Below are 21,880 nucleotides of genomic sequence, written 5' to 3' on the forward strand. Positions count from 1 at the left end.
AAGGAAAAATTCGAACGCACCAAACCCCATCTCAACGTTGGCACCATTGGCCACGTCGACCATGGCAAGACCACGTTAACCGCTGCCCTGACCAAGGTCTTGGCGTCGAAGTTTGGTGGCGAAGTCAAAGCATATGACCAAATCGACAACGCCCCCGAAGAGCGCGAGCGCGGCATCACGATTTCGACCACCCATGTCGAGTATCAAAGCAGCGCGCGTCACTACGCCCACGTCGACTGCCCGGGCCACGCCGACTACGTCAAAAACATGATCACCGGAGCCGCCCAAATGGACGGCGCCATCCTAGTTGTTTCGGCCGCTGACGGTCCGATGCCCCAGACCCGCGAGCACATTCTCTTAGCTCGCCAAGTCGGCGTCCCGTACATCGTCGTCTACCTGAACAAAGCCGACATGGTCGACGACAAAGACCTGCTCGAACTCGTCCAAGAAGAAGTGAAGGACCTGCTCACCAAATACGGCTTCCCCGGCGACAAGACCCCGATCATCGTCGGCTCCGCCCTGAAGGCCTTAGAAGGTGACCAATCCGACATCGGCGAGAGCTCGATCGTTAAGCTTTCCGAAGCCCTCGACAGCTACATCCCGCAGCCGAAGCGCGCGATCGATGGTCCGTTCCTGATGCCGATCGAAGACGTCTTCTCGATCTCCGGTCGCGGCACCGTTGTCACCGGCCGTATCGAACGCGGCGTCGTCAAAGTCGGTGAAGAAGTCGAAATCGTCGGCATCACCCCGACCGTCAAAACCATCGTCACTGGCGTCGAAATGTTCCGTAAGCTCCTCGACCAAGGCGAAGCTGGCGACAACGTCGGCGTACTGCTGCGTGGCACCAAGCGCGAAGAAGTCCAGCGCGGCCAAGTCTTGGCCAAGCCCGGCAGCATCCTGCCGCACACCAAATTCGAAGCCGAAGTCTACGTGCTCACGAAGGAAGAAGGCGGACGTCATACCCCGTTCTTCAACGGCTACCGTCCGCAATTCTACTTCCGCACGACCGACGTCACCGGCAGCGTGGAATTGCCCCAAGGTACCGAGATGGTCATGCCGGGAGACAACATCAAAGTTGTCGTCTCCCTCATTGCCCCGATCGCCATGGAGCAAGGCCTGCGCTTCGCAATTCGCGAAGGCGGCCGGACCGTGGGTGCGGGTGTTGTAGCGAAGGTGGTGGAGTAACACGTTCCGCCGCCGAGATCGTGGACACGGCGAAGCGCACCGGCGCCCTTGTTAAGGGACCGATCCCGTTGCCGACCAAGATCGAGCGTTACACGCTGCAGAGCTCGCCGCACGCCGACAAAAAGGCGCGCGATCAGTTCGAGATCCGCACGCACAAACGCATCATGGACATCATCGAACCGACCGAAAAGACGGTCGACGCGTTGATGAAACTCGACCTCGCCGCTGGCGTGGACGTCGAAATCAAGCTGAGCTGAGGCAACGATTATGGCGCTCGGATTGATCGGTAAGAAAATCGGCATGACCCGCGTGTTCGCACAGGATGGCGCGGTCGTTCCAGTAACGGTGCTCGAAGTGGCTGGTAATCGAGTCACGCGCGTGAAAGAAGTGGCAACCGACGGTTATCGCGCGGTGCAGCTCACAGTTGGTGAGCGGCGTGCGGATCGCGTGTCGAAGGCATTGGCAGGTAATTATGCCAAGGCCGGTGTCGCTCCGGGTCGTGCACTGCACGAGTTCCGGTTGAAAGAAAGCGAAGGTGCTGAGCTCAAGGCCGGTACTGAGATTAAGGCAGACATTTTTGCCGTTGGCAGTTATGTCGATGTGCAAGGTACCTCGATCGGTAAAGGTTTCGCTGGTGTTATTAAGCGCCATCATTTCCGCGGTGGCCGTGCGACCCACGGTAACTCGCTGTCGCATCGGGCGCCTGGCTCTATCGGCCAACGCCAGACGCCAGGCCGCGTGTTCCCCGGCAAGAAAATGGCTGGCCATTTAGGCGACGCCACGGCGACTCAACAGAACCTCGAAGTGATTCAGGTCGATGTCGAGCGCAGCTTGTTGCTGGTGAAGGGCGCGGTACCGGGTGCTAAGGGTGCGGACGTGTTCATTAAGCCGAGCGTGAAGAATAAAGTGAAAGCGCCGGTTAAAGAGACCGCGAAGAGCACGAAGAAATAGTCAGGGCCAGGTAAACCATGAAAGTTACCCTTACAAATGAGTCGGGCAAGAAGCAGGGTTCGGAGATCGAAGTCTCCGATGCCGTCTTCGGCGCGACCTACAACCAGGCGCTGGTGCACCAGGTCGTCATCGCCTTCCAAGCGAATGGCCGTCAGGGCACGCGTAAGCAACTGACCCGTTCGGAAGTCCGCGGTGGCGGTCGCAAACCGTTCCGCCAGAAGGGCACAGGTTCGGCGCGTGCTGGTACCATCCGCAGCCCGTTGTGGCGCGGCGGCGGCAAGATTTTCCCGAGCACGCCGGATGAGAACTTTACGCACAAAGTGAACCGCAAGATGTTCCGCGGCGCGGTGCGCTCGATCTTGTCCGAGCTGTTGCGTAGCGGCCGCCTGATCGCGGTTGCTGATTTCACGCTGCCGCAGTCGAAGACGAAAGAGATGGTCGCTAAGTTGAAGGGCCTCGATGCTCCGGATGTGTTGATCGTGACCGAGGTCGCCGACGACGGTTTGGCACTCGCCGCGCGCAATCTGCACAAGGTGGATGTTCGCCCGGTAAGCGCGGCTGACCCGTTCAGTCTGTTGCGGCATGAGAAAGTAGTGATGACAGCCGGGGCGCTGAAGCGTTTCGAGGCATGGCTCGCATGAGCACGAAGATCAATCAGGAACAACTGTTTCACGTCATTCTGGCGCCGCATGTCTCTGAAAAGAGTACGCGCCTGGCCGACAAACACAGCCAGATCGTGCTCGAAGTTCGGCGCGACGCGACTAAGCCGGTGATCAAGGCGGCGGTCGAGAAGATGTTCAACGTCCAAGTGGAATCGGTCCGAGTGACCAACATGAAGGGCAAGACCAAGGGTGCAGGTCGTAAAGCGGGTAAGCGCAGCGACTGGAAGAAGGCCTATGTCAGCCTTAAGCCCGGTCAGGACATCGACTTTCTGGGACAACAGGCCTAAAGGGCAAGACAATGCTGGTTAAAATCAGACCGACATCCAACGGACGCCGCGGCGTCGTCAAGGTCGTCAATCCCGACCTGCACAAAGGCGAACCGTACGCGCCGTTGCTCGCGCGCAAGTCGAAGGGCAGCGGTCGTAACAACCACGGCCGCATCTGCGTGCGCCATCAGGGCGGCGCGCACAAGCGTCACTATCGCATCATCGATTTCAAGCGCGATAAGGACGGTATCCCGGCCAAAGTCGAGCGGCTAGAGTACGATCCGAACCGCAGCGCCAACATCGCGCTGATGCTGTACGCCGATGGCGAGCGCCGTTACATCATTGCGCCGAACGGCGTGAAGGCCGGCACCCAGTTGATGTCGGGCCCGCAGTCGCCGATCAAGGTCGGCAACACGCTGCCGCTCAAGAACATACCGGTCGGCAGCACCGTCCATTGCGTCGAATTGAAGCCCGGCCGCGGTGCCCAGTTGGCCCGCGCCGCCGGCGCCGCGCTGCAGCTGGTCGCGCGCGAAGGTGATTACGCGCAGCTGCGGTTGCGTTCCGGTGAAGTGCGTAAGGTGCACGTCGATTGCCGCGCCACTGTCGGTGAAGTCGGCAACTCGGAGCACAGCTTGCGCAAGTTGGGTAAGGCCGGTGCCTCGCGTTGGCGCGGTATCCGCCCGACCGTTCGCGGTACCGCCATGAATCCGGTGGATCATCCGCACGGTGGTGGTGAAGGTCGTACCAAGGGCGGTCGTCATCCGGTCAGCCCGTGGGGTACGCCGACCAAGGGTTACAAGACGCGTCACAACAAGCGCACGGATAGCATGATCGTGCACCGACGCAAGAAGAAGTAAGAGGAGTCTGACGTGCCACGTTCAGTCAAAAAAGGTCCTTTCGTCGACGCCCACCTTTCCAAGAAGGTCGAACGTTCGATGGCGGAACGCAGCAAGAAGCCGATCAAGACCTGGTCGCGCCGTTCCACGGTTACGCCCGATTTCGTGGGCTTAACGATTGCCGTGCATAACGGCCGCCAGCATGTACCGGTGATCATCACCGAGAACATGGTCGGTCATAAGCTCGGCGAGTTCGCGCCGACCCGGACGTTCAAGGGTCACTCGGCCGATCGCAAGGCGACAGCGGAGTAAACGATGGAAGCTACCGCAATTCTTAAGTATCAGCGCCTCTCGGCCCAAAAGGGCCGGCTGGTGGCGGATCAAGTTCGTGGTCTCACGGTCGCGCGCGCTCTCGAGCTGCTGCAGTTTTCGACCAAGAAGGCCGCCAAGCCGATCCGTAAAGTGCTGGAGTCAGCGATCGCCAACGCCGAGCACAATGTCGGCGCCGACGTCGACGAGCTCCGGGTGCAGACGATCATGGTCGACGTCGGCCCATCGTTGAAACGGTTCCATGCGCGCGCCAAAGGTCGTGGCGTACGCGTTCTGAAGCACACCTGTCATATCACCGTGATCGTCGGCGATAAGAAGTCGAGCGCACGGGGAGGCAAGTAATGGGACAGAAAGTTAATCCGATTGGTTTTCGCTTAGGCGTCATTCGCGATTGGAGCGCCCGTTGGTACGCCAACAGCGGCGGCTACAAAACCAATCTCGTCGCTGACCTGAAGTTGCGCAGCTTTCTGAAAGCGAAGTTGGCGCACGCTGCTGTGAGCTCGATCATCATCGAGCGACCGGCGCAGAGCGTCAACATCACGGTGCACACCGCCCGCCCCGGTATCGTTATCGGTAAGAAGGGTGAGGATATCGAGAAGTTACGCTTCGAGTTGTCGAAGCTCGCCGGCGTGCCGGTCACGGTAGCCGTCGAAGAAGTGCGCCAGCCGGAGCTCGACGCGCAGTTGGTGGCCGAGAACATCGCTCAGCAGCTGGAAAAGCGCATCATGTTCCGCCGCGCGATGAAGCGCGCCGTGACCAACGCCATGCGCCTGCGCGCGCTCGGCATCAAGATCATGGTCGCCGGCCGCTTGAACGGCGCTGAAATCGCCCGCACTGAGTGGTACCGCGAAGGTCGCGTGCCGCTGCATACGCTGCGCGCCGATATCGATTACGGAACCGCCGAAGCGCACACCACGTACGGTGTGATCGGTGTAAAGATCTGGATCTTCAAGGGCGAAATCTTCGATAAAGATGAGCCGAAGTTAGAAGATGCCGAAGCCGCCAAGAAAGGCGCGGCTGCTTAGCTTAATATATATTCCCTCCCCCTCAGGGGGAGGGTTAGGGTGGGGGTGGGTTGTGTGTGGCTGCGAACGTAGCGACACCCACCCCCACCCCTTGCCCTCCCCCTGAAGGGGAGGGGGAGTTGGTGAAAATCTATGGGTATGGACAATGCTGCAACCTAAGCGCACCAAGTATCGCAAGCAACACAAGGGTCGTAACCGCGGCCTGGCCCATCGTGGCAGCAAGGTCAGCTTCGGCGAGTTTGGTCTGAAGTCGACCGATCGCGGTCGGTTGACTTCGCGCCAGATTGAAGCCGGTCGACGCGCGCTGACGCATTACATTAAACGCGGTGGCCGTGTTTGGATCCGGGTGTTCCCAGATAAGCCGGTGACGAAGAAGCCACTCGAAGTTCGTATGGGTAGCGGTAAGGGTAACGTCGAGTTCTGGGTCGCGGTGATCAAGCCGGGCGCGGTGCTCTATGAAATGGAAGGTGTGAACGAGGCGCAAGCGCGTGAAGCGTTTGCACTGGCCGCGGCGAAGTTGCCGCTCAAAACGATGTTCGTGACGCGGGTGTAGGGTATGAAGGCAAAAGACATACGCGCGCTGGACCAGGCGAAGCAAAATGAAGAGCTTCAAGGCCTGCTGCGCGAGCAATTCAACCTGCGCATGCAGCATGCGACAGGTCAGCTCGCGAACAATGCGAACCTGCGCAAAGTGCGGCGTGATATCGCCCGCCTGCGCACCATCATGACCGAGAAGTCGAAACAAGCATGAGCGAACAGGCGAAAGCAGAAGGTTCTGTCACCCGCACGGCGCGTTCCGTGACCGGCCGGGTAACGAGCAACAAGATGCACAAGACGATCACCGTGCAGGTCGAACGTCGGCTGCAGCATCCGGTTTATGGCAAGTTAATGAGCCGCCGGACCAAGCTGCACGCGCACGATGAGAACAACGACTGCAAAGAAGGCGATTTAGTGCAGATCGAAGAGTGCCGGCCGTTGTCGAAGACCAAGACATGGCGGCTCGTCAAAGTGATTGAACGCGCGCGCGAAGTTTAGAGGTGTGCTGGTGATAACGTTAGTGGCGACTGAAGCAGCCCTCACCCCTTGCCCTCTCCCGAAGGGAGAGGGGGAGTCGGTCAAAATCTATATTGAGGTCGGACAATGATCCAGGTACAGACCCAGCTCACGGTGGCCGACAACAGCGGCGCCAAGAACATCCAGTGCATTAAAGTGCTGGGCGGCTCGAAGCGGCGCTACGCCAACATCGGCGACGTCATCAAGGTTAGCGTGAAGGAAGCGATTCCGCGCGGCAAAGTGAAGAAGGGCGACGTGTACGATGCCGTGATCGTACGTACCCGCAAGGGTGTACGCCGGCCCGATGGCTCGGTCATCCGCTTCGATGAGAACGCCGCCGTATTGCTCGACAACAAGCGCGAACTGCTCGGCACACGTGTGTTCGGACCGGTAACGCGCGAGCTGCGTAACGAGCAGTTCATGAAGATTATTTCGTTGGCGCCTGAAGTTTTATAATTCCCTTCCCCCTCAGGGGGAAGGGCGGGGATGGGGGTGGGTTTAGTGCAGAACCCGAACGAGACCCACCCCCACCCCTAGCCCTCCCCCTGAAGGGGAGGGGGAGTCGGAAGATAAGGTGATATTGATATGAAGATTCGCAAAGGCGACCAAGTCATCGTCCGTACCGGTAAGGACCGCGGCAAGCGCGGCACCGTGACGAACGTGCTGGCCAACGACAAAGTAATTGTCGAAGGCGTAAACGTGGTCAAGCGCCATACCAAGCCGAACCCCCAACGTAACGTCACCGGTGGGATCGTCGAGAAAGAGGCGCCGATTCATGTGTCGAAGATCGCGCTGTTCAACGCCAGCAGCGGTAAGGGTGAGCGCGTTGGCTACCGTACCCTCGAGGACGGCAAAAAAGTGCGCTTCTTCAGAAAGAGTGGCGAAGTAGCGGACGTGAAGTAACGACTATGACCAGACTGCAAGAACATTATCGGAAGACGGTTGTGCCGGCGCTGAAAGAGCGTTTCGGTTACAAGAACGTCATGCAAGTTCCGCGCATCACCAAGATCACGCTCAACATGGGCGTGGGCGAGGCGATGACGGACAAGAAGATCATCGACAACGCTGCCGGCGACATGATGCAGATCAGCGGCCAGAAGCCACAGATCACGCGCGCCCGCAAGTCGGTCGCGGTCTTCAAGGTGCGCGAGAATTGGCCGATCGGCTGCCGCGTCACGCTGCGTGGTGCGCGCATGTACGAATTCCTCGACCGCTTGATCAACGTAGCGATCCCGCGTATTCGCGACTTCCGCGGCTTGCCGTCGCGGTCGTTCGACGGTCGCGGCAACTATTCGCTCGGCATCAAAGAGCAGATCATTTTCCCCGAGATCGACTTCGACAAGGTCGATGCGATCCGTGGGCTCGACATCACCATCGTCACCACTGCCAGGACCAATGAAGAGGCCCGGGTGTTGTTGGTGGACGGTTTTAAATTTCCGATCCGGAGCTAGAGCGAAATGGCGAAGAGATCCATGATCGAGCGCGACAAGCGACGCAAGGCGCTGTCGGTCAAGTTTGCCGTCCGTCGCGCCGAGCTGCGCGAAGCGTGCAAGAACATCAAGCTGTCGCCGGAAGAGCGCGACGCGGCGATGATCAAGCTGCAAAAGTTGCCGCGCGATTCCGCCAACACCCGTATCCGCAACCGCTGCCAGCTCACCGGCCGGCCGCGCGGTTACTACCGTAAATTTGGCCTAGCGCGTAACGAACTGCGCAAAGTCATGATGCGTGGCGACGCCCCGGGCGTGGTCAAGGCAAGCTGGTAATCGGAGAAAATAAATCATGATGACCGATCCTATTGCCGATATGTTGACCCGCATCCGCAACGGCCAGACCGCGGAGAAGGTGTCCGTCCAGATGCCGGCGTCGAGCGTCAAGCGCGCGATCGCCAAAGTGCTGAAGGACGAAGGCTACATTGAAGGTTTTGCTGAAATTCCAGGCGTTAAGCCGGTGCTTGAGGTCACCCTTAAGTACTTCGAAGGTCGTCCGGTTATCGAACGCATCAAGCGCATGAGCGTTCCTGGCCGTCGACTGTATCGCGGCAAGGACGAGTTGCCGCGGGTCGATGGTGGCCTCGGTATCGCCATCATCTCGACGCCGAAGGGCATCATGAGCGAACGTGCTGCGAAGGCAGCCGGGCTCGGCGGCGAAGTTCTCTGCGTCGTTTCATAGTTATGGTCGCATCAGCGAACAAATTCTCCCTCTCCCTACGGGAGAGGGCCGGGGTGAGGGAAAGTGTGCTGAACGTTGGCAGCCCTCACCCTCATTCCCTCTCCCGTGGGGAGAGGGAAGCGAGCCGAAGCGCGCTTGGCGCGCGCATTTTTTAAGGATTGGCCTATGTCCAGAGTCGCAAAAAATCCGGTCGTGATCCCCAAGGGGGTCGAAGTCAAACTCGCCGGTAATCATGTGAGCATCAAGGGACCGAAGGGCGAGCTCAAGCACGATCTTCATCCATTGATTAAGCTGATGCAGGCTGACGGTCAGTTACAAGTCCAGCGTTCTACCGAGAGTCATCTCGCCCGCGCTGTATCGGGTACGACACGCGCGCTGGTGAACAATATGGTCACTGGGGTGACTAAAGGCTTCGAGAAGAAGCTGACTATCATCGGTGTCGGTTTCCGTGCAGCCGTTCAGGGCAAGAAGCTGAACTTGACGCTCGGCTACTCGCACCCGATCGTGTATTCAATCCCGGAAGGGATCACTATCGAAGCGCCGGACCAGACGAATTTGATCGTACGTGGTTCCGACAAGCAGATGGTTGGCCAAGTCGCCGCTGAAATCCGCGACTATCGCCCGCCTGAGCCTTATAAAGGCAAGGGTGTGCGTTACTCCGACGAAGCCGTCGTCCGTAAAGAAGCGAAGAAGAAGTAATCCCAGGGAACTTATAAGGTTTCGGGTCAGAGACTATGCATACGAAAACAGAAAAGCGCGATCGCCGCGCGCAGCGCATCCGCCGCCGCATCCGCGACTTGAACGTAGAACGTTTGACCGTGCACCGCACCGGCCAACACATCTACGCGCAGATCATCGACAACACCGGCGCCAAAGTGCTCGCGTCGGCCTCGAGTGTCGAGGTCGAAGTGCGCAAGGCGTTGAAGTCCGGTGGTAATATTGAAGCTGCCAAGGTCATCGGTAAGCGCATTGCCGAGAAGGCAGTCAAGGCCGGCATTAAGAAGGTCTCTTTTGACCGTTCCGGTTTTGCCTATCACGGTCGCATCAAAGCGTTGGCCGATGCCGCGCGTGAAAACGGCTTGGAGTTCTGAGGAATCACATGAGCGCATACATCGAACAGGAAGGACGCGGCGACAACTTTAACGAGAAGCTCGTCAGCATCCGTCGTGTCGCCAAAGTCGTTAAGGGTGGCCGTATTTTCGCGTTCTCGGCGCTCACCGTTGTCGGTGATGGCGCCGGTCGCGTTGGTATCGGTTCCGGTAAGGCGCGTGAAGTGCCCGCCGCTGTCGCTAAGGCGATGGAATCGGCACGCCGCAATATGGTGCGCATCGATCTCAAAGGGCCGACGCTGCATCATGCGACGGTTGTTCGCTTCGGTGCCGCGCGCGTTGTTATGAGACCGGCGTCGGTCGGTACCGGTATCATCGCCGGCGGTGCCATGCGCGCGGTGTTCGAAGTGGCAGGTGTGCAAGACGTATTGGCCAAGTGCATCGGTTCGCGTAACCCGGTCAACGTGGTGCGCGCTACTATCAAGGCATTGACGACGATTCAGAGTCCGTCGAAGGTCGCCGCCAAGCGTGGCAAGAAGACCGAAGAGATCACGGGCTAGAGGTTGCCATGAGCAAGAAAAAACTCCGCGTCACATTAGTAAAGAGTCCATTCGGTACCGGCAAGCGCCATATGGCATGTGTGCGCGGCTTAGGCCTACGCCGCATTCGTCATACGCGGGAGCTCGAAGATACGCCGTCGGTGCGTGGCATGATCAACGAAGTTAGCTACATGGTTAAGGTTGAGGGTGAGCCGGGGTAATCCCGCGGTATCGCCAACAACGACAGGCACGACGTAAAAGAGTTTAGAGAGATCAAAATTATGCGTCTCAACGATATCAAGCCCGCTCGCGGGTCCAAGCCGACGCCAAAGCGCGTCGGTCGCGGCGTCGGCTCTGGCTTAGGTAAAACCAGCGGTCGCGGTCATAAAGGTCAACGCGCTCGCGCCGGCGGTTATCACAAAGTCGGTTTCGAAGGCGGTCAAATGCCGTTGCAACGTCGTTTGCCGAAGCGTGGCTTCAATTCGCTGACGAGTAAGGACACCGCTGAAGTACGCATTGGTGATCTCGCGCGTCTGAAAGACGCCGTGATCGATCTCGCCGTGCTGAAAAAGGCAAACTTGGTTGCCGATCAGGCACTGCGTGCCAAGGTCTATCTTGCCGGCAGTTTGACTAAGGCGGTAACGATTAAGGGTCTCGGCGTCACCAAGGGTGCACGCGCGGCGATCGAACAAGCTGGCGGCAAAGTCGAAGAGTAATGAGCAGCCAGAGCGCGCGTCTCGGAGGTCTTGGTAACCTCGGTAAGTTAACGGATCTCAAGCAACGGATTCTGTTCCTGCTGGGCGCGTTGGTGGTTTATCGTATCGGTACCTATATTCCGGTACCTGGAATAGACCCCAGTGCGCTGAGTAAGTTATTCGAAAACACACAAGGCTCGATCGTTGGCCTGTTCAACATGTTTTCGGGTGGCGCGCTGCAGCGGTTTTCGGTGTTTGCCCTCGGAATTATGCCGTATATTTCGGCATCGATCATTGTTCAGCTAATGTCGTCGGCGATTCCGGCGCTTGAACAGCTGAAGAAGGAAGGCGAATCCGGCCGTCGCAAGATTACGCAGTACACGCGCTATGGCACGGTGTTGTTAGCGATGGTGCAGTCGCTCGGTATCGCGATTGCGCTGCAGAAGCAGGGCGTAGTGGTATCGCCTGGTATCGCCTTTAGCGTGCTGACCGTGGTGACGTTGGTCACTGGCACGATGTTCCTGATGTGGCTGGGTGAACAGATCACTGAGCGCGGCATCGGTAATGGCATCTCGATGATCATTTTTTCAGGTATCGTTGCCGGCTTACCCGGTGCATTGGTTCATACGCTGGATCTCGTCAGCCGCGGTACATTCCAACCGTTATTCGCGTTGGTGTTATTCGTGATCGCAATTGCCGTGACCTGGTTTGTGGTGTTGGTTGAGCGTGGGCAGCGACGCATTACTGTTAATTATGCCAAGCGCCAACAAGGTCGGCGCATGATGGCCGGATCGAGCAGCCATTTGCCGCTTAAGATCAATATGGCCGGTGTAATTCCGCCGATCTTTGCGTCGAGTATCATCTTATTGCCGTCGACGGTGGTGGGCTGGCTTGGCAAGTCTGATGGGGCTGGAGGCTGGTTAGCGAATATTGCGACCACGCTATCGCCGGGTCAGCCGATTTATGTGGTGTTGTACGCCTCGGCGATCGTGTTCTTTTGTTTTTTCTACACAGCGCTGGTGTTCAATCCAAAGGAAACCGCTGATAATTTGAAGAAGTCCGGCGCTTTTATCCCGGGCATTCGGCCAGGCGATCAGACGGCCAACTACATCGACGGCGTGATGACGCGGTTAACATTGGTCGGTGCAATTTACATCACGCTCGTGTGCTTGTTACCCGAATTCTTGATCGTGAATTGGAACGTTCCATTTTATTTCGGCGGTACGTCGCTGTTGATCGTAGTCGTCGTTTGTATGGATTTCATGGCGCAGGTGCAGGCGCACCTGATGTCTCGGCAGTACGAAAGTTTGCTCCGCAAGGCCAATTTAACCGGCGGCGGGGGTATGGGGTTACCGCGGTAAGCGGCTGGAGAATTGCAATGAAAGTCAGAGCATCGGTTAAGAAAATGTGCCGTAACTGCAAGATTGTGCGGCGCAAACGCGTGGTTCGGGTGATTTGTTCCGATCCGACGCACAAGCAGCGTCAAGGCTAAGGTTGCTTTTTACCTTTTAGAACAGTAAATTTGCGCGTTTTCGCGTATTCCCGGGCAGAGATAGGACTATGGCGCGTATAGCCAACATCAATATTCCGAACCAGAAGCACATCGAGATCGGCCTCACGGCGATCTACGGCATCGGCCGGTCGGTGGCGAAGCGCTTATGCGTCGCCGCTAACATTCCCGGCAATACCAAGGTCAAAGACCTGACCGACGCTCAAGTCGATCAGCTCCGCATCGAAGTGGCCAAGATCACGGTGGAAGGCGATCTGCGTCGCCAGATCTCGATGAACATTAAACGTTTGATGGACCTCGGCACTTATCGTGGCATGCGCCACCGCCGCGGTCTGCCGGTCCGGGGCCAACGTACCCGTACCAATTCGCGCACCCGTAAGGGCCCGCGCAAGGGCGTGATCCGTAAAGCCGCCCCCTCGACCTAAGGACCTACTTAATATATGGCGAACACACCGGAAACCGCGGCTGCCCCTAAGGCCGCCGTTAAGAAGCGCACGAAGAAGAACGTGTCCGAGGGCATCGTGCACGTGCACGCCTCGTTCAACAACACGATCATTTCGATCACCGATCGTCAGGGCAACGTCTTGTCCTGGTCAACGTGCGGTGGCGCCGGCTTCAAGGGTTCGCGCAAGAGCACGCCGTTCGCCGCGCAGGTTGCGGCCGACAAGGCCGGTCGGGCGGCGCAAGAGTACGGGGTGAAGAGCCTCGAAGTCCGGATTAAAGGTCCCGGCCCCGGCCGTGAATCGGCCGTGCGTGCGTTGCACGCGTTGGGCTACGAGATCAGCAATATTATCGACGTTACCTCGATTCCGCATAATGGCTGCCGTCCGGCCAAGCGGCGTCGCGTCTAACGCGAGGAGAATAAAGTGGCGCGTTACATCGATGCAAAATGCCGTCTGTGCCGGCGTGAAGGTGGCAAGTTATTCCTGAAGGGCGAGAAGTGCTTCACCGACCGTTGTCCGGTCGAGAAGCGCGCCTATGCCCCCGGTCAGCACGGTCAACGCCGTTCGCGGGTATCGGATTACGGCCTGCAGTTGCGCGAGAAGCAAAAGCTCCGTCGCATCTACGGCGTGCTTGAGCGTCAGTTCGAGAACTATTACAAAGAAGCCTCGCAGCACAAGGGTTCGACCGGTGTTGACCTGTTGAAGCTGCTTGAGGGTCGTCTCGACAACGTCGCCTATCGCATGGGTTTCGGCATTTCCCGCACCGAGGCGCGTCAGCTGGTGCGTCATAACGCGATCATGGTGAATGGCAAGCGCGTGAACATTCCCGCGTACCAAGTTCGGGCCAACGACACCCTTGAGATTGCCCCAGGTGCGCGTGAGCAGCTGCGTATCAAGGCTGCGCTCGAAGCTGCTGAACAACGCGGTTTCCCGGACTGGGTCGACGTCGACACCAAAGGCATGAAGGGCACCTTCAAGGCCGCTCCTGAGCGGTCCGATCTCCCGGCTGACATTAACGAAAGCCTGGTGGTCGCGCTGTACTCCAAGTAGTAGCAATTTTAGTATCACGAGGACGGATCATGCAGAGCACTGCAACCGATTTTCTCAAGCCGCGACATGTGAATGTCGAGGCCCTGTCGCCGACGCACGCCAAGATCACGCTCGAGCCGCTCGAACGTGGCTTCGGTTACACGCTCGGCAACGCACTGCGCCGCATCTTGTTGTCGTCGATGCCGGGTGCTGCGGTCACCGAGGTCAAGATCGACGGCGTCTTGCACGAGTACTCGACCATCGAGGGCGTGCAGGAAGACGTCATCGAAATCTTGCTGAACTTGAAAGGCTTGTCGCTGCGCATGCACGGCCGCGAACAGACCACGCTCAAGCTCAATAAAAAGGGCCCGGGCCTTGTTACTGCCGGCGACATCGCCGCCGAGCACGACGTCGAGATCGTCGACCCGAATCACGTGATCGCGACCCTGACCAAGAGTGTCTCGCTCAACGCCGAGCTCAAGGTGTTCCGTGGCCGCGGTTACCAGCCAGTGACGGCGCGTCCGCAAGGCGAAGGCCGCTCGATCGGCGTCATGCAACTCGACGCTTCGTTCAGCCCGATCCGTCGCGTGTCGTACACCGTCGAGAACGCCCGCGTTGAACAACGCACCGACCTCGACAAGTTGGTGCTCGACATCGAGACCAACGGCTCGATCGATCCGGAAGAAGCGGTCCGCCGCGCCGCCAACATTCTGCAAGATCAGATCTCGATTTTCGTCGATTTGAAGAGCCCGGATGCGCGCCAGGAACTGAAGCGCGAGCCGGACATGGATCCGTTGTTACTGCGCCCGGTCGACGATCTCGAGCTGACCGTGCGTTCGGCCAATTGCTTGAAGGCCGAGAACATCTTCTATATCGGCGACCTGATCCAACGCAGCGAATTCGAACTGCTGAAGACGCCGAACCTTGGCAAGAAGTCGCTGACCGAGATCAAAGACGTGCTCGCGCAGCACGGTCTCTCGCTCGGCATGCGCCTCGAGAACTGGCCGCCGACACAACTCAAAGACAAGCTGGGCGATAAAGGCCCACAAGGCTAACGGGATACCACCATGCGTCATAGACATAGCGGTCGTAAACTGAACCGCACCACCGCCCATCGCGAAGCGATGTTGCGCAACATGGCGGTCTCGCTGCTGAAGCACGAGCAGTTGTTCACGACCTTGCCGAAGGCCAAAGAGCTGCGCAAAGTTGCCGAACCGCTCATCACCCTAGGCAAGACCCCGAGTCTCGCCAACCGTCGTCTCGCCTTCTCGCGTCTGCGCGATCGTGACGTAGTCGGCAAGTTATTCGCCGATCTCGGTCAGCGTTTTAAGACACGCCCGGGTGGTTACCTGCGCATCTTGAAATCCGGTTTTCGCGCCGGTGATGCCGCGCCGATGGCGTTGGTTCAGTTGGTGGATTTGACGCCAGCTAAGGCTGCTGAAGAAGCGCCAAGCACGGAGGCTGCACCAGCAAAGACCGCGAAGAAAACCAAGAAGGCGACGGCTAAGAAGAAGACCGCAAAGGCATCAGCCGAATAATCGTCGCATCAGTTCGACGTACAATGAAAGCCGGGCATAGCCCGGCTTTTTCTTTTACGGGATCTGAAAAAGATTTCCCCTGTATTTTTTTCTCTGCGAGGGATGCGCATGATCGTTCTGTTCACTGACTTCGGATTGGCTGACCCATATGTTGGGCAGATGCACACGGTGCTTTCGCGCGAGACACCGAACATTCCAGTGATCAACCTGCTGCACACAGTACCCGATTTCGACATTCGTGCCGGTGCGTATTTGCTGCCGGCGTTGGCCGCCGACTATCCCCGTTCCACCGTATTTGTCGGCGTGATCGACCCTGGCGTCGGCGGTGATCGCGCAGCAGTGATGATGAAGGCTGACTGCCGTTGGTATGTGGGGCCGGACAATGGTTTGTTTCACATCATCGCTCGTCGGGCACAACGAAAAGATGTTTGGATGATTAATTGGCGGCCCGAGCGCTTGTCGACGAGTTTTCACGGCCGCGATTTATTCGCACCGATCGCCGCCAAGCTCGCGCGCGGCGATTGGCCGGATTGCGTTCCGGCGGAGTTGACGCAACCGTCGGGTGATTGGCCGGACGACCTACCGGCAGTTGTTTATATCGATCACTACGGGAACGTCATTACCGGCCTGCGTGCGTCGACGCTGGCACGCCATGCTGCGCTTATTGTTGGCGGTCGGCGGCTGCGTTTTGCTGAAGTTTTTACCGCCGTTCCGGTCGGCGAGCCGTTTTGGTACGAGAACTCGAACGGCCTTGTCGAGATCGCCACGAACAGAGCCAGTGCCGCGAAACTGTTGCGCGTGGCAGTGGGGGATCAGGTAACAATATCCCAATCGTAAAGCACTGCCGGAATTCAAATCGCACCCCAGTCGTGTTCGATCCGGATGGCGTGCCGCTGTTTTGTAAGTCTAATAGCAGCGGCTTACGGGTAGCGGAGGAAACTTGCAACCGTCTTGGTGTTCACTCTATCCCTTGACGCATACCACCTGTTTTAAAGTATGCGCGATTTCGATCAAATCGGTCTGATACGCCATCACTTGGTCGATGTCCTTATACGCTGCCGGAATTTCGTCGACCACGCCGCCATCCTTGCGACATTCCACGCCTTCCGTTTGTTTCGCTAGATCGTGGCGGTCGAAGCGCTTCTTCGCTTCCGTGCGGCTCATGCGCCGGCCGGCACCGTGCGAGCAGGAGCAAAACGATTCGGGGTTGCCTTTACCGCGGACAATGTAGCTCTTCGCACCCATACTGCCGGGAATAATGCCCATTTCGCCGGCGCGCGCCGAGATCGCGCCCTTGCGCGTGATGAATAGTTTTTCGCCGAAGTGCGTTTCGCGGGCGACGTAATTATGGTGACAGTTGATCGCTTCGCCGTCGGTCTTGAACGACGGTAACTGCGGCTGGATCGCTTCGATGATCAACTCCATCATGCGGCGGCGGTTGAGTAGCGCGTAGTCTTGTGCCCAGTCGACCGCCTCGACATAGTCGGTGAACAACGCCGAGCCGTCGGCGAACCAAGCGAGATCCTTGTCCGGTAATCGCAGTTTATTACGTTCCGCTTCTTTGCGCGCGGCGGTGATGAAGTAGCGGCCCATGACGTTGCCGATGCCGCGCGATCCCGAGTGCAGCATGATCCAGACGCGATTCGCTTCGTCCAGGCACAGCTCGATAAAATGATTGCCGCCGCCGAGCGAACCGAGCTGGGTAATCCACGTCTGGTTGAATTGGCGCTGCATCTTCATTAAACCCGGATGCTTACCGACGATCGTATTCAAGCGATCGTCGAGTTTGCGCGCCAGTCGCGCGTGCGCTGAACCGTGAACTTTGTCGAAGTCATGTTGATCGAAGCCGACCGGCACGGCCGCTTCGATGGCGTTGCGCACGCGGGCGAGATTGTCCGGCAAATCGTCGGCGCCTAACGTCAGTCGTACGGCGTTCATACCGCAGCCGATATCGACACCGACCGCCGCCGGAATGATCGCCGCTTTGGTCGGGATCACGCTGCCGACTGTGGCACCGATGCCGGCGTGCACATCGGGCATCGCCGCCACATGGCTGTGCACGATCGGCAGCTGAGCGACGTTGATCAGCTGTTGTAGCGCTTGCGGATCGATGTCGTCGGTCCACAGCTTGACCGGTACGCGGCCTTTGTCGATGGTTTTTCTGACGGTCATGGTAGACGGTTAGTCGGTGCTGTCCGGTTCGAAGAAAATCCACCGCACTTCCGGAAATGCGGCCTTCAGTTCGCGCTCGACCTGATTGATATCGTCGATCAGCTTTTGCGCCGAGCCTTGCTCACGCATGCGCACTTTAGTAGCGAGCATGAGTTGCATGCCGAACTGCAATGTAATCAAGCGATAGACCTGCGCCACTTGCGGACGTTCGCTCAAAAATTTCTGCAGCGCCGCGACGGTCGCCGGATCGGCGCTTTCGCCAATCAGCAGACTTTTTACTTCGATACCGATTGCCGCCGCCACCAGAATTAGTACCGCACCAATAGCGATGGTGCCGAGCGCATCGTATAACGGATTGCCGCTGGCGATAGTCGCCAGAATCGCGACCAACGCCAGCGCTAGACCAATTAGGGCGGCGATGTCTTCGCCGGTGACGACAATCAGCTCGCTTTGCCGGCTCTCTTTGAACCAGCGCCAAAATGTTCGTTGCCCACGAATCCGCCGCACTTCAGCCAACGCCGCCCGCAGCGATGCCAGCTCCAGCGCGATCGAGATGGTAAGCACAACGACCGCGACCCAAGGTGCGTTCGGCGTATGCGGATGCGTCAACTTGTCGATGCCTTCGTGGATCGCAAATGCGCCGCCGACGCTGAACAGAAGTAATGCCACTATGAATGAATAAAAGAAGATCGCTTTGCCGTGACCCAACGGATGTTGCTCGGTCACCGGTTTGTTCGCGCGGTTCATGCCGACCAGCAGGAGTAACTGGTTGGTGCAATCGGCGAACGAGTGAATCGCTTCCGCCAACATGGCGCTCGAGGTCGTGTACCAAGCGGTCGCCGATTTAGCGAGCGCGATCCCTAGGTTGGCGCCGAGTGCAAAGAAGATGGCTTTAAGCGAGCCGTTACTCTGTGACATGCGATCCCCGTTGTCTGGTTTTATGCCGCGGCATGGTAGAGCGCGTGTGTCGGAAAGTCGACGAGTCGGCGCGACCAGAAGCACAAGTCGTTGAAAAGGCCGGCGGCTTGTTTTCAGACGCAGCGAATGCACAGCTATTGTTAGCGGCGATGCCTAGACTTTAGCTGTGAATCACAACGATTCGGAGGTGCAGTATGGAACAGCAGGTGGACGTGGTGCTTGCCTCGGTAAACAATTTCATCTTCGAGCTCAGCCTATTTTTGCCAAAGCTGCTTGGTGCCATCGTCATTCTGGTTGTCGGTTGGTTGGTCGCCAAGTTACTCATTTTAGTGGTGGTGCGCGGGCTCAAAGGGATCCGATTCAACACCATCACTGAGGCCGCTGGTCTCGATGACTTCCTCAAGAAGGGCGGCATCCGTAAGAGCACCATCGACGTGCTTGGACTATTAGTGTATTGGCTGGCAATTCTGATGACGTTATTGGCGGCGTTCAACTCATTCGGCCTGACGGTATTGTCAGAGCTCTTCAGTCAAATCACGCTGTTCATTCCGAAGGTGATCTCCGCCGTGCTGATTCTAACCATCGGCCTATATGCCGCCCGTTTCGCTGCTGATTCTGTCACCGCCTACACCCGCAATGTCGGCATGCAGGACTCGGAGCTCATGGGTCGAGTCACGCGTTACGCGATCGCCGTATTTGTCGTGATCATGGCACTCGGGCAGATGGATGTCGGTAATGGAATTCTCTATCCGGCGTTTTTGATTTTGTTCGCCGGTATCGTGTTCGCGTTAGCGCTGGCGTTCGGGCTCGGCGGGCAAAAATGGGCGGCAGATCAGTTGGATAAATTTAGCAAGAGCAAGAAATAGGGCGTCTATTTTCGGGGTAAAAAAGGGGTGTCGGTAACGACGCCCTTTTTTTGGGGCAACGCTTTCAGAGGTGCTATGCGAACAGCGTAAAAGCGCGTACTGTCCAGGTAGTCAGTTGACCAAATTGGCGCTTCAAAATATAAGACGATATGCCGCTTCTTTGAAAACCGCTTTCGGTTTTTGCACAGTAGTTCAGGGATCTCCCCCTAGGGAAAATAAACGGATTTTCAGAGACGGTATAATCCTATTTCGTCTGCATGTTTTGTATTGCGCCATTTATACCCGCGAGGAGATTGTTGTGACATGGCCGACCAAGGCGCAACAAAAGTCGAAACACCCTCAACTAGTGCACGCTCGCCGTTGGATGCGAAACAGCGCCTCGCCCTTATCGACGTAATCGACGAGCTCGAAGCAGTGAGTTCTGCGCAGGCGTTTATTGCTTGCGCCAACGGTAGTTTGCAAAACGTTTTCCCGCATGGCGGTGTGGGCTGTGGTATCGGCAACATCGCCGACACCAGCGTAAGGCGCTATCGCATGTTGCTGCATAACTTTCCGCGTGAAGCGATCGATGCATTGCGCCAGCAGGACGGCGGTGTCGATAGCCCGTTGATGGAACGTTGGCGCCAGCTGCGCGCGCCGATCTTGATCGAGTTCAACGGCGACGAAGAGGAAAAGCTCGGATCCGATGTTTACCGGCGTAGCCATGCTTGGCTCAGGCATGTACGTAAATATGATTATCGCAACGTTGCCGCTCATGGGCTGGTCGATCTGCAGGGCGAGCTAACCAGCTTTTTCTGCTTCATCCGCATGCCGGAGCGGCTCGGCGATAAGCATGTGTATTTGCTCAACCGGTTGACCCCGCACCTGCACGTCGCACTAATACGCGCCAACACGACGATCGAAGATGTCAAAGCGCAAGACGCGCCGGCGAATCCGAAATTCGAGCTGAGCGATCGTCAGAGGGAAATTTTGCGCTGGCTACACTACGGCAAGACCAATGCCGAAATCGCCAACATTCTCGGCATCAGCGAGCGGAACGCCAGATATCACATCCAGGAAATATTCGCCAAGCTGAACGCCTTCAATCGCACCCAAGCGGTGGCGAAGGCGCTGGCACTGAACATTATTGAGTTCGGCTAAAGCGATCCGCAAATCGCAGGTATTGGTTGGTGTGTGGGATGTGCCCTCACGTAGGTCTCGCAACGACATCGTCGCCCTTGGCCAGATGAGTATTGCCCGCCGTATTCTTTTTCCGGCATTTCTATTCTGTTCGGGTTGGTGCTGACGTTAGGCTAAGCGGGAAAAATGGGTGGCGGAGTTACTCGGCAAAGCCGAAAAATAACTGCCCGTTTGGACAGTAAAAGGAGCGCCTTTTTACTGTCAAACTTCGACGGAAGTTGTCGCCCAAGTTGTGACTATTACGCAATGCTAGTACCGGTGGTTCTTTCTGTTGGCTCAGCGGGATTTATGTTCTTCGTTTGCGCCCATGAAAATATGAGCTAACGTGTCGAAGTCGATAATACTAATATTCTTATATCTTCGGGTCGCTTCAGAGATTTCTTGATGATTGACGTTATCCCAGTTGCCTACCACTAGAATAAGTTGAGGGTCCCTAACTTCTATCCCATATTTTTCTTGCGCAAATTTTCTATTTTTTGGGTAGAGAAAATATTCTCGGTAATTGGCCAACTGCGCCGCTCCTTCTTCCACGCAATCAATGAATCGTCTTCTTCTTCTTTTGCCCCGAAAGATTGATCTTTTATTTAAAAGCGCGGTTTTTAAATCATATATGTCGTAAGAGCCGTCGTTACGCTGCACCAATAGGTCAGGATTTATCGCATCATCCGTAACGTTTCCATCGTGTTCCAGCCATGTCAAGTGTGGCTCATATATAAAATGTGATGTCTGGAATGCCGTTTGAATAACTTCCGGATGGTTTCGAATGAATTCTCCTATGGTGGTTTCGTGAAGACCTGGAAGTAGGTACATGCTTTGAAATTGGCCGCCCACAATAAGCCGTTCTTCTTTCCCTTGTGCAACAGTATGTACAGCTTTAACTTCAGCTCCCTTGGTGACGTCTTTGAAGAGATTAATTAGTTTGTCACGAGATATATTTTTTTTGACTATAAGAAGCTCGAGGATACTTTTGCACCTATAAAGATTTTCCTGCGTATTAATTAATACAGAATTCTCAACACAATAGGATGAAAAATTTTCCCCAAAATCAAGGACACTTCCTCTACCAGCAACGTGATTCAACTTTGAGGGATACAGCTCAATAAATGGAAATCGCTTTTGGGCAACTTCGAAATCTGTGTTTTGGGCAAGACATACAAATCTTAAACCGGTATGGCCATCCATACGCATCAGAGGCTGAGGCGGTTTGTCGTCAAATTGACTTAGGTAACGGTATACAGACGTTTCTTTATGTCTTTTAGTTGTAAGTCCTTTGAAATATTTCGTTGCACCTAATAGTTCAGCTATTAAGAAATTCTGACATTCAGTGACCAGCAATATATTCGGAAAGAGAATAATCCCGTCGCCAGAGTCCGTGTTCCCTGATTGTTGTTGCGCGGCGATATGCTTTAAATAGCCGGTCCACCATGATTCGGTTTCGGTAACGAACTTCTCAAACAACATTGTT

At 56.8% G+C, this 21,880-nt stretch carries 35 protein-coding genes; 32 read left to right on the forward strand and 3 right to left on the reverse strand.

Annotated features, from left to right (window positions below; genetic code table 11):
- From tuf to HY308_00465, 30 genes are all read left to right on the forward strand, one after another.
- Positions 1-1,185 (forward strand): elongation factor Tu (gene tuf / locus HY308_00320; GenBank protein MBI3896720.1); only part of this gene is annotated, 1,185 nt, incomplete at its 5' end.
- A gap of 17 nt (positions 1,186-1,202) precedes the next feature.
- Entirely contained in the window at positions 1,203-1,442 is a 240-nt protein-coding gene (gene rpsJ / locus HY308_00325) for a 30S ribosomal protein S10 (GenBank protein MBI3896721.1), read from the forward strand.
- 10 nt (positions 1,443-1,452) lie between these two features.
- Positions 1,453-2,136 (forward strand): 50S ribosomal protein L3, encoded by a 684-nt coding sequence (gene rplC, locus HY308_00330; protein MBI3896722.1) that lies wholly within the window; start codon positions 1,453-1,455, stop codon positions 2,134-2,136.
- A gap of 17 nt (positions 2,137-2,153) precedes the next feature.
- The gene (gene rplD, locus HY308_00335) at positions 2,154-2,777 is read left to right on the forward strand and encodes a 50S ribosomal protein L4 (GenBank protein MBI3896723.1); all 624 of its coding nucleotides are present in this window, start codon (positions 2,154-2,156) and stop codon (positions 2,775-2,777) included.
- Entirely contained in the window at positions 2,765-3,085 is a 321-nt protein-coding gene (rplW, locus tag HY308_00340; GenBank protein ID MBI3896724.1) for a 50S ribosomal protein L23, read from the forward strand. The genes rplD and rplW overlap by 13 nt, the downstream gene beginning before the upstream one ends.
- Before the next feature lie 11 nt (positions 3,086-3,096).
- Complete coding sequence (rplB, locus tag HY308_00345) at positions 3,097-3,921, forward strand: 50S ribosomal protein L2 (protein MBI3896725.1); 825 nt, start codon at positions 3,097-3,099, stop codon at positions 3,919-3,921.
- A gap of 12 nt (positions 3,922-3,933) precedes the next feature.
- Complete coding sequence (gene rpsS / locus HY308_00350; protein ID MBI3896726.1) at positions 3,934-4,212, forward strand: 30S ribosomal protein S19; 279 nt, start codon at positions 3,934-3,936, stop codon at positions 4,210-4,212.
- Between the two features lie 3 nt (positions 4,213-4,215).
- Positions 4,216-4,572, forward strand: coding sequence for a 50S ribosomal protein L22 (gene rplV, locus HY308_00355; GenBank protein MBI3896727.1), 357 nt, complete (start codon positions 4,216-4,218; stop codon positions 4,570-4,572).
- Positions 4,572-5,255 (forward strand): 30S ribosomal protein S3, encoded by a 684-nt coding sequence (gene rpsC, locus HY308_00360; GenBank protein ID MBI3896728.1) that lies wholly within the window; start codon positions 4,572-4,574, stop codon positions 5,253-5,255. Before rplV ends, rpsC begins: the two co-directional genes overlap by 1 nt.
- Positions 5,256-5,400: 145 nt before the next feature.
- On the forward strand, positions 5,401-5,808 hold the full coding sequence (rplP, locus tag HY308_00365; protein ID MBI3896729.1) for a 50S ribosomal protein L16: 408 nt from the start codon (positions 5,401-5,403) through the stop codon (positions 5,806-5,808).
- Between the two features lie 3 nt (positions 5,809-5,811).
- On the forward strand, positions 5,812-6,006 hold the full coding sequence (rpmC, locus tag HY308_00370) for a 50S ribosomal protein L29 (GenBank protein ID MBI3896730.1): 195 nt from the start codon (positions 5,812-5,814) through the stop codon (positions 6,004-6,006).
- A complete protein-coding gene (gene rpsQ, locus HY308_00375; protein ID MBI3896731.1) occupies positions 6,003-6,290 on the forward strand; it encodes a 30S ribosomal protein S17 in 288 nt (95 codons plus the stop codon). Before rpmC ends, rpsQ begins: the two co-directional genes overlap by 4 nt.
- Positions 6,291-6,395: 105 nt before the next feature.
- Positions 6,396-6,764, forward strand: a complete 369-nt coding sequence (gene rplN, locus HY308_00380) for a 50S ribosomal protein L14 (protein ID MBI3896732.1) — start codon at positions 6,396-6,398, stop codon at positions 6,762-6,764.
- 129 nt (positions 6,765-6,893) lie between these two features.
- Positions 6,894-7,211, forward strand: a complete 318-nt coding sequence (gene rplX / locus HY308_00385; protein ID MBI3896733.1) for a 50S ribosomal protein L24 — start codon at positions 6,894-6,896, stop codon at positions 7,209-7,211.
- A 5-nt stretch (positions 7,212-7,216) separates the two neighbouring features.
- Positions 7,217-7,759: a 50S ribosomal protein L5 gene (gene rplE / locus HY308_00390; protein MBI3896734.1), complete on the forward strand. Its 543-nt coding sequence runs from the start codon at positions 7,217-7,219 to the stop codon at positions 7,757-7,759.
- Positions 7,760-7,765: 6 nt separating this feature from the next.
- The gene (rpsN, locus tag HY308_00395; protein ID MBI3896735.1) at positions 7,766-8,071 is read left to right on the forward strand and encodes a 30S ribosomal protein S14; all 306 of its coding nucleotides are present in this window, start codon (positions 7,766-7,768) and stop codon (positions 8,069-8,071) included.
- Positions 8,072-8,084: 13 nt separating this feature from the next.
- Positions 8,085-8,477 (forward strand): 30S ribosomal protein S8, encoded by a 393-nt coding sequence (rpsH, locus tag HY308_00400; GenBank protein ID MBI3896736.1) that lies wholly within the window; start codon positions 8,085-8,087, stop codon positions 8,475-8,477.
- Positions 8,478-8,642: 165 nt separating this feature from the next.
- The gene (gene rplF, locus HY308_00405; GenBank protein ID MBI3896737.1) at positions 8,643-9,176 is read left to right on the forward strand and encodes a 50S ribosomal protein L6; all 534 of its coding nucleotides are present in this window, start codon (positions 8,643-8,645) and stop codon (positions 9,174-9,176) included.
- A gap of 35 nt (positions 9,177-9,211) precedes the next feature.
- Positions 9,212-9,568 (forward strand): 50S ribosomal protein L18, encoded by a 357-nt coding sequence (gene rplR, locus HY308_00410; protein MBI3896738.1) that lies wholly within the window; start codon positions 9,212-9,214, stop codon positions 9,566-9,568.
- Positions 9,569-9,576: 8 nt separating this feature from the next.
- Complete coding sequence (gene rpsE / locus HY308_00415; GenBank protein ID MBI3896739.1) at positions 9,577-10,086, forward strand: 30S ribosomal protein S5; 510 nt, start codon at positions 9,577-9,579, stop codon at positions 10,084-10,086.
- Positions 10,087-10,094: 8 nt separating this feature from the next.
- Positions 10,095-10,286 carry a 50S ribosomal protein L30 gene (rpmD, locus tag HY308_00420; protein MBI3896740.1) on the forward strand — a complete coding sequence of 64 codons (192 nt, stop codon included), beginning with the start codon at positions 10,095-10,097 and terminating at the stop codon, positions 10,284-10,286.
- 60 nt (positions 10,287-10,346) lie between these two features.
- Complete coding sequence (gene rplO, locus HY308_00425; protein ID MBI3896741.1) at positions 10,347-10,781, forward strand: 50S ribosomal protein L15; 435 nt, start codon at positions 10,347-10,349, stop codon at positions 10,779-10,781.
- Positions 10,781-12,121, forward strand: a complete 1,341-nt coding sequence (gene secY / locus HY308_00430) for a preprotein translocase subunit SecY (GenBank protein MBI3896742.1) — start codon at positions 10,781-10,783, stop codon at positions 12,119-12,121. Before rplO ends, secY begins: the two co-directional genes overlap by 1 nt.
- A gap of 17 nt (positions 12,122-12,138) precedes the next feature.
- A complete protein-coding gene (gene rpmJ / locus HY308_00435) occupies positions 12,139-12,252 on the forward strand; it encodes a 50S ribosomal protein L36 (GenBank protein ID MBI3896743.1) in 114 nt (37 codons plus the stop codon).
- A gap of 68 nt (positions 12,253-12,320) precedes the next feature.
- On the forward strand, positions 12,321-12,695 hold the full coding sequence (rpsM, locus tag HY308_00440; GenBank protein ID MBI3896744.1) for a 30S ribosomal protein S13: 375 nt from the start codon (positions 12,321-12,323) through the stop codon (positions 12,693-12,695).
- Between the two features lie 15 nt (positions 12,696-12,710).
- Complete coding sequence (gene rpsK, locus HY308_00445; protein ID MBI3896745.1) at positions 12,711-13,121, forward strand: 30S ribosomal protein S11; 411 nt, start codon at positions 12,711-12,713, stop codon at positions 13,119-13,121.
- Between the two features lie 15 nt (positions 13,122-13,136).
- The gene (gene rpsD, locus HY308_00450) at positions 13,137-13,763 is read left to right on the forward strand and encodes a 30S ribosomal protein S4 (GenBank protein ID MBI3896746.1); all 627 of its coding nucleotides are present in this window, start codon (positions 13,137-13,139) and stop codon (positions 13,761-13,763) included.
- 29 nt (positions 13,764-13,792) lie between these two features.
- Positions 13,793-14,797 carry a DNA-directed RNA polymerase subunit alpha gene (gene rpoA, locus HY308_00455; protein MBI3896747.1) on the forward strand — a complete coding sequence of 335 codons (1,005 nt, stop codon included), beginning with the start codon at positions 13,793-13,795 and terminating at the stop codon, positions 14,795-14,797.
- 12 nt (positions 14,798-14,809) lie between these two features.
- Positions 14,810-15,280: a 50S ribosomal protein L17 gene (gene rplQ / locus HY308_00460; protein ID MBI3896748.1), complete on the forward strand. Its 471-nt coding sequence runs from the start codon at positions 14,810-14,812 to the stop codon at positions 15,278-15,280.
- 108 nt (positions 15,281-15,388) lie between these two features.
- Positions 15,389-16,117 (forward strand): SAM-dependent chlorinase/fluorinase, encoded by a 729-nt coding sequence (locus tag HY308_00465; GenBank protein MBI3896749.1) that lies wholly within the window; start codon positions 15,389-15,391, stop codon positions 16,115-16,117.
- 126 nt (positions 16,118-16,243) lie between these two features.
- Here the strand turns inward: HY308_00465 and HY308_00470 are convergent, their stop codons facing one another.
- Together HY308_00470 and HY308_00475 are read right to left on the reverse strand one after the other, a co-directional pair.
- Positions 16,244-17,452, reverse strand: a complete 1,209-nt coding sequence (locus tag HY308_00470; protein ID MBI3896750.1) for an RtcB family protein — start codon at positions 17,450-17,452, stop codon at positions 16,244-16,246.
- 9 nt (positions 17,453-17,461) lie between these two features.
- Positions 17,462-18,370: a cation diffusion facilitator family transporter gene (locus HY308_00475; protein MBI3896751.1), complete on the reverse strand. Its 909-nt coding sequence runs from the start codon at positions 18,368-18,370 to the stop codon at positions 17,462-17,464.
- A gap of 194 nt (positions 18,371-18,564) precedes the next feature.
- Between HY308_00475 and HY308_00480 the strand changes: the two genes are divergently transcribed.
- Positions 18,565-19,236 carry a hypothetical protein gene (locus tag HY308_00480; GenBank protein MBI3896752.1) on the forward strand — a complete coding sequence of 224 codons (672 nt, stop codon included), beginning with the start codon at positions 18,565-18,567 and terminating at the stop codon, positions 19,234-19,236.
- Positions 19,237-19,539: 303 nt separating this feature from the next.
- Entirely contained in the window at positions 19,540-20,376 is an 837-nt protein-coding gene (locus HY308_00485) for a hypothetical protein (GenBank protein MBI3896753.1), read from the forward strand.
- Positions 20,377-20,691: 315 nt separating this feature from the next.
- Here the strand turns inward: HY308_00485 and HY308_00490 are convergent, their stop codons facing one another.
- Positions 20,692-21,876, reverse strand: coding sequence for a DUF4263 domain-containing protein (locus HY308_00490; GenBank protein MBI3896754.1), 1,185 nt, complete (start codon positions 21,874-21,876; stop codon positions 20,692-20,694).
- Positions 21,877-21,880 lie beyond the last annotated feature (4 nt).

The organism is Gammaproteobacteria bacterium, assembly GCA_016199745.1.
Lineage (GTDB): Bacteria > Pseudomonadota > Gammaproteobacteria > Acidiferrobacterales > Sulfurifustaceae > JACQFZ01.